Raw genomic sequence first — 12,545 nt, forward strand, 5'->3', positions numbered from 1 at the left:
AATAAAGGGGCGTTTGCCCCTGTTAATTATTCTGCATTAATAGTTAAGGTAATGCCACTTGCATTACGATAACCTTTAATATCTATGTACCATAAACCTGCTTGGGGTGCAGAAACAGTACATGTTTCTGTGTTGCCATTTTTATAAGGGCGACACACATATTGTGTATTAGATGATGGCGCATCAAAATTTAAATACAAATCAGCATCGCCAGTTCCACCTGAAATAGCAACATTTAGCGAAGAATAGCCTGCAACTAAACGTTGTTCATAACGCTGCCAATCACCAGTATTTACGCTAATGTTATCTTCTACGCGATTGATAGGCTCTAAAGCACCAGCTTGCTCAAAACTACCTATCAAAGAAATATTGTTAATTGCGCTATATGCCTCAACCATTACATAGTAAGTTCCATCATCGCTTGTAGGAATATCACACCGTTCATTACTTGTGGCAGACGTACTTTTACAATCGAAATCGCTTAATGTTGGCGCCTGATTAAACTTAACGTATAAATCGGCATCGCCATTATCACCTGAGGTTTCAAAGCTTAAATTTTGCGCTCCTTTTGGTACATTCAATGTATAGATAAGCTGCTCTTTAGCAGTGGCATTGATACCAGAAATTGGCTCACCATTTACTAACTCATTATTACTTGGCGGTGTTACATCACCAGCATTCTTTGCCAATTCAGCTACAAAGCTTACAGCTAAGTTAGCAAATTTTATTGCATGATCAGCATCGAAATTACTGTCATTTTGTGTATGAATGAGTGGATTAATATCATTCATTTTTGATTCAAACGGCATAGAGGCAGCAAAGCCTTGTTGGTACCATGAAGCATGATCGGAGCAACCATAACCACATTGGTCAAAGCCATAACTAATTTGGGGTAAGTATGTGTCTATAAGCTGCGCTAAAAACTGGTTTTGAGCATTATTAGTGTAATCCGTCATCATAATAATATCTTCGATACTGCCGTTGTTGCCGGTCATATCAAATTGCACCATACCCACTACATTTTTACCCTGCGCACGATAACTACTGGCTATATCTTTAGAGCCTCTCAGACCTACTTCCTCTGCCGCAAATGCCATAATTTTAATGGTTTTTTGCGGCTTATAATTTGTTTCAACTATCGCTTTTAAAACTTCAGTTAACACTGCAATACCCGATGCGTTATCATCCGCGCCAGGAGAGCGTCCTTGTGCAGGATTCGCTTGGTTAATCGAATCTAAATGGCCTCCAATAACTACAAGCTCATCTGCATTTTCAGCACCGGCAATGGTTACAATGACGGATGATTGCGCCCAACTATGCTGATAACTTTCAATGGTTATATCACTTCGGGTAGTTGCAATTTGTTGCCAATAACTTTGCAACCATTGTGAAGCATCAACACCGGTTTGCGAGGTATAATAACGATTATTAAAGTTAGTCAGTGAATTTACTGTGCTTTGTAAGTTAATCGGACTTTGTGCATTAATTAAACTTTGTACCGTCTGCGCATTATCAATAGAATAATTGTAAGCTAATAATGCTTGGCTATTTTGAACGACCGCTAATTGTTTTGCGTAATCACTCGCTTCTTCAAACGAGCTATGAGCAACAAACCCACCACAACGATTGTAGTTATGATGCATAAACTCACTCAAATTATTTACCGCGTTACTGGGTACACTGAGTAAATCAACATCTGGTATAGGGCTTGATTTTCTGTGAGAAAAAGGTATTTTTTGTAAAAATGTACCTTGTTCATGTTGATAATGCTGGGCTGCAGTTGAATCAATAGTTACCCAAATATTGTCTGGATTTTCATTTGCTAAGCAATTAAAACTCATAGTTAAAGTAGTAATAACTGCTAGTTGTTTAAAGTAATTCATAAATATTCCTTATCATTTCACTTTTATTTTAAGCATTAAAAAAAGGGGCTAAGCCCCTTTTATAACTATGCCTAATTAGCAGTTATATTGAGTGTTACACCGCTTGCTATGCTGTAGCCTCTAAGATCAATGTACCAAGTACCCGATTGCGGGTTCTCAAATGTACACTCTTCATTGTTGCCATTTTTGTAAGGTCTACATAGATAAGAAGACGTACTTGAAGGCGAACCAAAGTTTACATAAAGATCAGCATCACCACTGCCACCATCAATACTAATATTTAAAGTGCTATACCCTGCGGATAAATCTTGAGTGAAACGACTCCAGTTATTAGTTGTCACATTAATATTAGACTCAGTTCTGTTGATAGGCGTTACCCCACCATTATCACCTGAGTAACTACCCGTTAATGATACGCCAGATATAGCATTCCATGCTTCAACCATTACATAATAAGTTCCCGCTTGTGCATTACTTATGTTACAGCTTTCTGTACTAGTAGATGTTGTGCTATTACAGTCGTAACTATTTAAGGTCGGTCGGCTGGCAAATTTAACGTATAAGTCTGCATCACCTGAACCGCCAGTAGTATTGAACTGAAGATTTGTCGCGCCAGCGGGAACATCTAAAGTAAAGAATAGTTGCTCTTTTTCAGCGCCACTGATACCCGTACGCGCTACCCCATTGGTTAATGCTTCATCGTCAGTCGGTGGTTGTGTTGTTGCACATTCACTACCTGAACTAAGATTTGAATTAACCCCAACGGCAGCTAAAGCAGCTTTAACATCATTTGGGTCATAATTTAAATCACAGGCTGCATCCATCACCCCGTTACCGGCTAAATCCCAGCCTACACCCGCACTCCAATATAGTTGGTTGGCACGAGCCATTACGATAAAGGCTTTTTGCGTATCCCAACCCGGCGTGGTTGCTAAATTATAAAATGCCTTATTATAAACCCCTGAACTATAATGCACGTCCATACCTGAATAATAGTTGCTTTGGTTATCTATTGAACGGCCATCTTGGGTAGGGTTATTCATGTAACGCAGCGCACCATTACCTTTAAAAATATCCTTACCAACTAGCCAATCGTTGCTGCCTTTCATATAAAATTCAGCAGCTTCACCAGCCATATCCGAAAATGCTTCATTTAATCCACCTGGTTTACCATTGTAAATCAAACCTGAATTTTGCTCAGTAAAGCCATGGCTAACTTCATGTGCAGATACATCTAAACTTACCAATGGATAAAACGTATTTTGGCCATCGCCAAAGGTCATTGCACTGCCATCCCAAAATGCATTTTCATAATTACTTGAATAATGAACGCGCATTTGCAACTGAAAACTCAAGGGCGCAGTACCTACCCAATCGTTATACATATTAAAAATCACATTACCAAAAAAATGAGCATCATTTAGCGGTGAATATGCGCCATTAATTTCTTTGACCGTATTCTCAGGACACGTAAATGAATGTGCGGAAGAGCCACTCGTTCCACCATTCAAATTAATAGTGCGAACATTTGCGTTATTCATGGTACAAGTATTACCCGATTGACTAACATCTAGACTGTCAAAATCAGTTCCATAAATATACTTGCCTGTCTTTAGATTTCCGCCAGGACCTGTTGCATTGGCATGTTGTAAGTTATCGTAACTAAGTAATACCTCACCAGTATTAGCATCAATGATCTGATATGGTCTTGATGGTGACTTGCCATAAGTAACATAAGACACCTCATAAACTAAATGCGCCTTATTCTGATCGTCAACCCAAATAGCGAGCCTTGATTGCTCGTTATGTTTTTTCAAGCCGACTGATTTTGCTGCAATGCCAGTTTTTGATCCTTTTAAAATCGCATCTTTTTTTGTCAACTTAGCTGAAACGTCTGCTAAATCTTCATCAATGTTGTAAACAGCGGCACCATGGGCTTTTTTAAGCATCCCATTGTTAAATGTTAGGCTGACTGTATCACCAATAACAGGAATGCCTTGATACGTTTGTTGGTAACGGCGTGTTACTTCTCCGTTATTGCTAGTAAACTCTTTTAATACAACTAATTCGTTCCCTACACTTAACCCAATCAACTGATTTGGACTTACTGATAGCAAGGAAGCAGAGTTTGATTGCACCATGTTATTAATTGTCGGTTGTTGATTTAGATATTTCTTATTCGCAGCTACTGCATTTGTTGCTTGAACCAAAGTTAAAGCAGCAAAAGTTGCTATTGTGATTTTAGATAAATTCACGTTTACGCTCCGTTAAAGTTTAAGTTTTTAGTATATTTGTATTAATCGGCACACCTTGTACCCGATTAGGGATCAGCATAGACCTCAAACTGCAATAACGAAAATTAAACATTTAATTTACAATTAAAGTATTAGTAATAATATTTAGTACTTTATTTACAGCTAGTTATAATTAATCGTATTTATAGCAAAAACAATATATAACATTATGTATACATATATTTACATTTTAAAAATTCAACGAGGGGATTAGTTTTATAAGTTAGACTAGTAAATATTCATCACTCAACGATGACTAAAAAGTCGCGTTCTTGCTGTAAAATTTAAACTAATGTGATTTGCAGTGAGTTAAACGGAATTTAAGCTGAGGGCTTAATTAAGTGAAGGAGGTTTTGTAATTACCTTTATACTCTGACAGGCAATCAGCTTTATTTAAGCCCATGTATCTAGATGAGGTTTGTCGTCATCTTCTTCAGCGGTGTTATTGCGCGATTTATTTTCGTCAAACGACAGCTTATGTTGTTTTTCTACCTCCCTTTTTCTTCGCTCTTCTAGCTCTACTTTTTTGGCACTGGCACTTTGTTGAACCCCTGCAATATGAAAAGCCCCTTTAGATTCAAGCGTCAAACGCGTAATAGGCCCTAAATAAGGGATCATTATATCCATGCATGCCTCCATTGAATTGAACGTAATTTAATCACTATAAAGCTGTTGATAAATAAAGCAATACTCTAATTATTATCGGCAGTTATAAGATATTCTTTAATTAAAGAATATTTTTCTTGCCATGATGTTAGTGAATGTGTTTTTATAAATGCGAAATTTATTAAACAAACAGCAGCTAAGCGTTAACATAGTAACTAATAGCTAAACAGGATATAAAAATGCTTAATTCACTGACAGTTGTACATCACCACCATCATTCATCGGAATAACCTGTCAGGTCTTTCGCTGAGAGGTTGTTCCTAAAAGGAAACCTCTGGCGAATCAACATACCAAGATTCATTTTCGCCCTGAGGTTTCCCTCGGGGTTTTTAGTTTTTAAATTAAAGGAAAATGAGTAATGAATAATAGTAATCGTCTTCGTATCGCCATTCAAAAAGGCGGCCGCCTATCTAAAGATTGTCAAGATCTGCTTAAGCAACTGGGTGTAAAGCTCAATCTTCGTGAGCAGCGCCTAATAGCACACTCAACCAACATGCCTATCGACGTTTTGCGTGTACGCGATGACGATATTCCTGGCTTAGTTATGGACGGTGTATGTGATTTAGGTATTGTTGGCGAAAACGTACTAGTAGAAGTACAAGCAGAAAGAGAACGCCAAGGTGTACCGAGTGAAGTAACAAAGCTTGCTAAACTTGACTTTGGTTACTGTCGTTTAGCACTCGCATGGCCACAAGAACTTGGTAAGCAAGACAAAAGCTGGTTTGAAGGCAAACGCATAGCAACCACTTACCCAGAAATTTTAAGCCAATACCTAAAACGCGAAGGCATCAACGCCAGTACAGTAATGTTAACAGGTTCAGTGGAAGTAGCACCACGAGCAGGACTTGCCGATGCTATTTGTGATTTAGTTTCTACAGGCGCAACGCTTGAAGCAAATGGCTTAATGCAGGGTGATACAATTTTAGAGTCAAATGCTTGTTTAATCCAAAACACTCAACTACAAGATCCTGAAAAATTAGCGCTCATCAATAAACTAATGCCTCGTTTACGTGGTGTAAAGCAAGCTAAAGAAAGCAAATACATTATGTTACACGCACCAAAAGACAAGCTTGATGAAATTTGTGAGATTTTACCTGGCGCTGGCCAACCTACATTATTGGCTCTTGCGGGTAATGATGAATATGTTGCCCTACACATGGTGAGCAGTGAAACCCTATTTTGGGAAACCATGGAACAACTTAAGGCCCTTGGTGCCAATTCTATTTTAGTTATGCCAATTGAAAAAATGATGGAGTAACAACAATGCTTCGTTGGAATGAGGAATCATCACAAGTTCAAGCAGCGGCGCTTATGCGCCCTGCTGTATCAGCGAGTGAAAAAGTAGAAAACATTTGCCAGACTATTTTGGCAAAAGTTAATGCGCAAGGCGATGCCGCTTTACTTGCATTAGCAAAAGAGTTCGATAATAGAGCCGAGCCGCGTTTACGTGTACCACTTGATGAAATTAATGCCGCTGAGAAAATGCTAAGCCCAGAGCTTAAGTATGCAATTGATACCGCTTATGCCAATGTGAAATGTTTTCACCAAGCGCAACTACCAAAAGATATCAAGTTATCGACTCAACCAGGTGTTGACTGTGAACTGAAATATCAAGCCATCGAAGCAGTCGGTATTTATGTACCAGGAGGGAGTGCCCCTCTTCCGTCATCGGTTATTATGCAAGGTGTATTGGCGCAGTTAAGCGGTGCAAAAACCGTGGTATTAACCACCCCAGTACAAGGTGATAAAGCAATTAACCCGGCTATTTTATATGCCGCTAAATTATGTGGTATCACCACAATTATTGAAAGCGGCGGTGCAGGCGCGATTGCTGCTATGGCCTATGGCACAGAGTCTGTTCCTAAAGTGAATAAGATTTTTGGTCCAGGTAACAGCTTTGTCACCATGGCAAAGCAATTAGTTGCACAAACGATTCCAGGTATGGCGATTGATATGCCAGCAGGGCCATCAGAAGTGTTAGTGATTGCAGATGAACGTGCAAACCCAGAGTTTATTGCTGCCGACTTACTCTCTCAAGCAGAACACGGGGCTGACTCACAAGTTATTTTATTATGTAACAGTGAAACCATTATTGAACAAACGCAAGATGCACTCACTCGTCAACTTGCCAACTTAAGCCGAAAAGACACTGCCGAACAGGCATTGGCTAATTCGTCACTTATTCTAGTTGATTCAGTAGCCCAAGCGTTTGACGTATCAGCGCAATATGGGCCAGAGCACTTAATATTACAGCTTGCCGATGCCACTCCTTATTTAGATAAAGTAAAGAATGCAGGCTCTGTATTTGTTGGCGATTACACCCCAGAGTCAGCGGGCGATTATGCCTCAGGCACTAATCACGTGTTACCCACTTATGGTTACAGTGCAACTTATTCTAGCTTGAATTTACTTGATTTTTTCCGTACTTACACAGTACAAACCATCAGTAAACGTGGCTTAACTGAGCTTTCAAAAGCTATTTTACCCTTAGCAGATGCAGAAGGCCTAGATGCCCACGCTAATGCGGTTTCAATTCGTTTAGAGGCAATAAAAAATGAGCAATGAGAGCGGCTTATTACCTGATAATATTGCAGCGCTTGCTGCGTATAGCTCAGCTAAAAGTGAAAAACTAACCGGCACAACCTGGCTTAATGCGAACGAAAGCCCGTATGCTAAAAACCTTGAAATAACAATTGAAGACTTGAATCGTTACCCCGATCCTCAGCCTCAATTGGTTATTGACCGCTACGCTGCCTATGCTGAGCTTGAAAACGAAAATGTATTAATGACTCGCGGCGCAGATGAAGGCATTGAATTATTAGTACGTACCTACTGTGAACCGTCAAAAGACAGCATTGCACTATTTTTACCAACATATGGTATGTACAAAGTAACGGCCGATACACACAACGTCGCAATCAATGGCCTAACACAAGCGCTTTTATTAAATGCCAGCGTGGATGAAATAGTTGCCGCTGTGGGTAGCTCAAAACTAGTGTTTATTTGTAATCCAAATAATCCAACTGGAAGCTTAACGCCGCTAGATAAAGTAAAAGCCATTGCCACTGCGCTTGCAGGTAAAGCATTAGTGATTGTTGATGAAGCCTATATAGAGTTTTGTCCAGAGCAAAGTGCAACACAACTTATAAACGAGTTCAGTAATATTGTTGTGCTTCGTACACTCTCAAAAGCGTTTGCACTTGCGGGTTTAAGAACAGGGTTTACTCTCGCTCAGGCCAGTGTATTAGCGCCTATTCGTAAAGTCATTGCACCGTATCCGGTATCGGGTGTGGTGGCCAGCATTGCAGCACAAGCCATTGCCCCTGATGCGATTACCTCAATGCGTCGCCAAGTGACGATTTTAAATAGCTTAAAGTTAAAGCTTATTGACTGGTTAAACGCCTCTCCTGCAGTATTAAAAATACTCACTGGTGAAGGCAACTTCGTTACTTTAAAATTAGCGAACAAGGATTACTTTAAACAAGCCCTCAAACAAGGCTTAGTAATGCGCGCCTTCACCTTATTTAATGAAGACGACTGGCTACGTATTTCAATTGGTAATGAACAAGAATTAGAACAAGTAAAAGTTTGGTTAGATGGCCTGCAATTGCCACAAACCGCAGCACAACAGGAAGTATCATGAGTAACCCCTATTTATTTATAGACCGCGATGGCACTATTATTGAAGAGCCAATCACCGATAAACAAGTCGACAGCCTTGAAAAACTAGCGTTTTTACCAGGTGTCATTCCTGCCTTATTGCAACTGCAAGCCGCAGGCTATCGCTTGGTGATGGTATCAAATCAAGATGGCTTGGGCACAGACAGCTTTCCAACTGCCGACTTTGACATTGCTCAAGACAAAATGATGGACATCTTACAAAGCCAAGGCATCAGCTTTGAGTCAGTATTAATTTGCCCACATTTTGATGAACAAAACTGTGATTGCCGTAAACCAAAAACAGGCTTACTCACTGAACTGATGCGCTCAGGCAAAGTTGATTTAGCACGTTCTTTTGTGATTGGCGATCGCCAAACCGATATTGGCCTTGCGCAAAACTTATGTTGTGAAGGTATTTTATATGATGGTAGCTGGCCTGCCATTGTCACTAAACTGACCACGGCAAACCGTGAAGGTCGCGTAACACGCAACACTAAAGAAACACAAATAGATGTAGCGGTTAACCTTGATCAAACGAAAAGTGGCAGCATTGAAACTGGCCTAGGTTTTTTTGATCACATGCTGGATCAAATTCGCACTCACGCCAATATTGGCTTAAATATTAAAGCCAAAGGCGATTTACACATAGACGAGCACCACCTTGTTGAAGACATTGGTATTGCATTAGGTGTTGCCCTTAAACAAGCGCTTGGCACCAAATCGCAAATTGCGCGTTATGGTTTTGCCTTGCCTATGGATGAATGTAAAGCCGAGGCACAAATTGATTTATCGGGTCGGGCATCATTTGTATTAAACGCCAACTTTAGCCGTGAAAAAGCCGGTGATTTAGACGTACAAATGGTTGAACACTTTTTTAAAAGTTTAAGTGATAACGCCGCAATTAGCCTTATTTTATCGGTAAGTGACGGCAACTGTCATCACCAGGTGGAAGGCTTATTTAAAGCGTTTTCTCGTGCTTTGCGTATGGCTATTGCACAAGATACCAGCCAACAAACAGCCAGCTCTAAGGGATGTTTATGATAGCGATAATTAATACCGGTTGCGCCAACATTAACTCCGTGCGGTTTGCATTTGAGCGTTTAGGGCAAACCCCTACGGTGATTACTTCGCCAGAACAATTAGAAGGCTATGAACGTGCTATTTTACCCGGTGTTGGTCATGCATCTGTTGCTATGAAGCGTTTAGTTGATAATGGTTGGCAGCAGGCCATTAACGAATATCAGCGCCCGCTAATGGGAATTTGCTTAGGGATGCAGTTACTGTGCGAAAGCACTGAAGAAGGTAACGTGCAATGCTTAGGTAAAATACCAGGCCAAGTAAAATCACTGGATGTAGGGAGTTTAACGTCACCGCATATGGGCTGGAATAACCTATCTGTTCAACAAGCGCACCCGTTAACTCAAGGTTTGCATGCAGACGATCAGGTTTATTATGTGCACAGTTTCGCCCATACCGTTAATAACGCCACACTAGTCAGCAGCGAATACGGGCAAACATTTTCTGCAATTGTAGCTAAAGACAATTATGCAGGCATGCAATTTCACCCTGAACGCAGCGCTAAAGTGGGCACGCGTTTATTACAAAATTTTATTGATTGGCAACTTTAGGTTGCTCTTCATGCTTTTAAAAGAGAAATACAGTGATTATTCCAGCATTAGATGTATTACAAAATCAAATTGTCCGCTTGTATCAAGGTAAATACGATACTGCACAGTTTTATCCCTTTGAGCTTGGTGCTCGCTTAAAAGAGTATGCCGACAGTGGTGCCACTAAATTACATTTAGTTGATTTAGAAGGTGCACGGGATCCAAGTAAAAAACAGTGGCAACATATTCAAGCAGCAACAAAATCGCTTAACGTACCTTACCAAGTAGGTGGCGGTATTCGTTCAGAGCAAGACGTGAGCGATTGGCTAAAAGCAGGTGCAAACCAAGTGGTTATTGGCTCAATGGCGGTTGAAAAGCGTGAGCAAGTAAAAGCTTGGATTGAACAATTTGGCGCTGAGCACTTTGTAATTGCCCTTGATGTTAATAAAACTGCGAACGGATGGGCACCTGCTACTCACGGTTGGCTAAGTGAATCTGAGTTTGGTTTACTTGAGCTTGTTGATTTTTACGCTGATCTGGGTGTTATTGACTTTTTATGCACGGACATCAGTAAAGATGGCACCATGACGGGCCCTTCTTTTGCGCTTTATGAAGATTTAATTAATCATAATGCAGATATTAAAGTGCAAGCCTCAGGTGGGGTAAGCTCGTTAGATGATATTAAAAAGCTCAATGAACTTGGTGTGGGCGGCGTAATTTTAGGTAAGTCTTTATTAGATGGCGCTTTTAGCGTAGAAGACGCGCTAAAATTAGGCTAAATACTAAAATTTAAAAAAGGCACAGGTGCAAACGTACCTGTGCCTTTTTTGTATAAAACTATCAGTTTATTTATCTTTACCCGGTAACATAGAGCCCAATACGCCATCTTGCTTTATTAAACCATGATAAAGTGCAGCGCTTACATGCATAAAAATAAACAGTAAAAATGCGTAAGCAATTAAACCATGTGCTTCACGATAAAATGCATAGGTCTCAATATTTTTACTGACTAAATCAGGTAAAGTAAATATACCAAAAAAGCTCACAGAACGTTCATCAGCACTTTGCATTAACCAGCCTGAAATTGGCATCAAAATCATAGACGCATATAAACCCACTTGGGTTAAATGTGCCGCTAAAGCCTGTGCTTTAGGCACACTTTGGGGTAATGCAGGGCTTTTATACAGTACTTTATTAATTAATCTTATCGTAACTAATATCAGTGCTAACACGCCAAACGATTTATGTAGTTGTATAGCTTCTACTTGCCATACGGCTAAACTTTGTACCATCGATAAACCAAGAAATAACATAGAAAGTATAATTAATGCCATTGCCCAGTGAATAAGCATACTAGACACTGAGTATTTTGTAATTGTGTTCATTGACTCGTTCCTGTGATTAATTATTTAAAAGTACTTCTTTAGCACGACGACGAAATGACTCTGCATAGGCAGCGCCACGGGCACGTAAAATAGGATCGGCACTTGGCTCAATACCTGTTGGTAAAACCAACGGATCAAAGTTCATGTTTTCACATACCCCACCCTCTTGTGCTTGCAAGCGTGATATTACTAACGTACCGGCATTTATGGTTTTACGCGATTGTGGCCATAAAACAGTTGGGTTGTTTTCATCATCTTCTTCGGTTGCAAAACTAAACAGCATATCAAACTTAACCGGAGCTTGAGCTACTTGGTCTTTAAGTTGTAGCTGCAATGCATCTGGTGAATCATTATTAAGAGGTTGGATGTTTTTATCACTTAATTGCGGTTTAGCTATCCAGCGTACGGCGTGCTTTTCATCATTTTTATCCACTAAATAAAACGCATTAATGCTGTGATACTGCTCAGTGGCAAAACTATTGGTTGGTGTATAGCTTGCCTTCCAGTTATTAAAAGCGGCACTTTCAGGGTGCGCTGCAAAAAACGCCTTAATTTTTTCTGGGCTACGCTTTTTAGTTACCGGATCGGGTGAAAGTGCTTGTAGTTGTTTAAAAAACGCATCTGGCGTAGCTACCGCCATAACCGGGGGCGTGTTCATTGCAACCCGCCATTCTTGGTTATCATCAGTAGTTATAGAAAACGCTAAACTACGCACAGGTGCTTTTAAATCAGGTGCAGTTGGATTATTACCCGCAATAGAAAAGCGACCTACAAAAGGGGTGGCCCCTAAATCAAATACCTTAGCTTGCGAATACTTAGCAAGTTCACCCGTTGACTCAAAAGAGCCAGCTAAACAAATACCTTTTGCATGTGCACGACGAAACCCCTCATGGGCATTATCGCCTTGCTGTAAATTAACAAAACGCTGTGCAGTTACTACGTCACGATTAAATGCGCCGGTAAAATATAAAATCGTTAAAGCAAATAAAGTGATTATTGCCATTAAGGTGATTTTTTTACTCATGGTAGGATTAGACCTCGTGTGATTAT

The 12,545-nt window shown here is 40.1% G+C and carries 11 protein-coding genes; 6 read left to right on the plus strand and 5 right to left on the minus strand.

The window, feature by feature from the left end; translation table 11 throughout:
• Positions 1–26: 26 nt before the first annotated feature.
• The 3 genes from ACNSN3_RS18145 to ACNSN3_RS18155 form a co-directional block, all read right to left on the minus strand.
• Positions 27–1,883 (minus strand): M28 family metallopeptidase, encoded by a 1,857-nt coding sequence (locus ACNSN3_RS18145; RefSeq protein ID WP_418609316.1) that lies wholly within the window; start codon positions 1,881–1,883, stop codon positions 27–29.
• Between the two features lie 71 nt (positions 1,884–1,954).
• A complete protein-coding gene (locus tag ACNSN3_RS18150; protein WP_418609317.1) occupies positions 1,955–4,138 on the minus strand; it encodes a M4 family metallopeptidase in 2,184 nt (727 codons plus the stop codon).
• Positions 4,139–4,570: 432 nt separating this feature from the next.
• Entirely contained in the window at positions 4,571–4,804 is a 234-nt protein-coding gene (locus ACNSN3_RS18155) for a hypothetical protein (RefSeq protein ID WP_109874968.1), read from the minus strand.
• A 397-nt stretch (positions 4,805–5,201) separates the two neighbouring features.
• Between ACNSN3_RS18155 and hisG the strand changes: the two genes are divergently transcribed.
• The 6 genes from hisG to ACNSN3_RS18185 are packed head-to-tail and all read left to right on the plus strand — an operon-like array spanning position 5,202 to position 10,889.
• Positions 5,202–6,101, plus strand: coding sequence for an ATP phosphoribosyltransferase (gene hisG, locus ACNSN3_RS18160; protein ID WP_076920229.1), 900 nt, complete (start codon positions 5,202–5,204; stop codon positions 6,099–6,101).
• A 5-nt stretch (positions 6,102–6,106) separates the two neighbouring features.
• Positions 6,107–7,408 (plus strand): histidinol dehydrogenase, encoded by a 1,302-nt coding sequence (gene hisD, locus ACNSN3_RS18165; protein WP_418609320.1) that lies wholly within the window; start codon positions 6,107–6,109, stop codon positions 7,406–7,408.
• Positions 7,398–8,486 (plus strand): histidinol-phosphate transaminase, encoded by a 1,089-nt coding sequence (gene hisC, locus ACNSN3_RS18170; protein WP_418609322.1) that lies wholly within the window; start codon positions 7,398–7,400, stop codon positions 8,484–8,486. The genes hisD and hisC overlap by 11 nt, the downstream gene beginning before the upstream one ends.
• Positions 8,483–9,544: a bifunctional histidinol-phosphatase/imidazoleglycerol-phosphate dehydratase HisB gene (gene hisB / locus ACNSN3_RS18175; RefSeq protein WP_418609324.1), complete on the plus strand. Its 1,062-nt coding sequence runs from the start codon at positions 8,483–8,485 to the stop codon at positions 9,542–9,544. The genes hisC and hisB overlap by 4 nt, the downstream gene beginning before the upstream one ends.
• Positions 9,541–10,131, plus strand: a complete 591-nt coding sequence (hisH, locus tag ACNSN3_RS18180; RefSeq protein ID WP_418609326.1) for an imidazole glycerol phosphate synthase subunit HisH — start codon at positions 9,541–9,543, stop codon at positions 10,129–10,131. Before hisB ends, hisH begins: the two co-directional genes overlap by 4 nt.
• Positions 10,132–10,163: 32 nt before the next feature.
• Entirely contained in the window at positions 10,164–10,889 is a 726-nt protein-coding gene (locus ACNSN3_RS18185) for a 1-(5-phosphoribosyl)-5-[(5-phosphoribosylamino)methylideneamino] imidazole-4-carboxamide isomerase (protein WP_418609328.1), read from the plus strand.
• Positions 10,890–10,955: 66 nt separating this feature from the next.
• Here the strand turns inward: ACNSN3_RS18185 and ACNSN3_RS18190 are convergent, their stop codons facing one another.
• Together ACNSN3_RS18190 and ACNSN3_RS18195 are read right to left on the minus strand one after the other, a co-directional pair.
• Positions 10,956–11,495, minus strand: coding sequence for a cytochrome b (locus tag ACNSN3_RS18190; protein ID WP_418609330.1), 540 nt, complete (start codon positions 11,493–11,495; stop codon positions 10,956–10,958).
• 16 nt (positions 11,496–11,511) lie between these two features.
• Positions 11,512–12,519, minus strand: coding sequence for a catalase family peroxidase (locus ACNSN3_RS18195; RefSeq protein WP_418609332.1), 1,008 nt, complete (start codon positions 12,517–12,519; stop codon positions 11,512–11,514).
• Positions 12,520–12,545 lie beyond the last annotated feature (26 nt).

Origin of the sequence: Pseudoalteromonas sp. US3C1004, from assembly GCF_048401065.1 — a bacterium.
Taxonomy (GTDB): Bacteria; Pseudomonadota; Gammaproteobacteria; order Enterobacterales; family Alteromonadaceae; genus Pseudoalteromonas; species Pseudoalteromonas undina.